Here is a 296-nt window from a genome sequence, read left to right on the forward strand (position 1 = left end):
GCGTGCGCGACCTCGTGCTCGATCTGCCGTTCGTCGCGGCCGTGGTCCTGCCGCTGCTAGAGGCACGCTCCGCGCTGCGGACCCAGCTCGCCAAGCTGCACAAGATGCTGCTGGACCAGGTCCGTACCGATCCGATCTGCCGGCGGCTGATGACCGCGCCTGGCGTCGGGCCGATCGTGGCGTTGACCTACCGCACCTGCGTCGACAATCCGGCTCGGTTCGGGCGCTCGCAATGCGTTGGGGCACATTACGGTCTGACGCCGCGGCTCTACCAGTCCGACGAGACGATGCGGATC

The 296-nt window shown here is 68.2% G+C and carries 1 protein-coding gene; it reads left to right on the top strand.

What is annotated here, in order from left to right:
- A partial coding sequence (locus ASF18_RS24480) for a transposase (protein WP_244472545.1) occupies positions 1–296 on the top strand: 296 nt, incomplete at both ends.

Source organism: Methylobacterium sp. Leaf89 (genome assembly GCF_001422215.1).
In the GTDB taxonomy this organism is placed as follows: Bacteria; Pseudomonadota; Alphaproteobacteria; order Rhizobiales; family Beijerinckiaceae; genus Methylobacterium.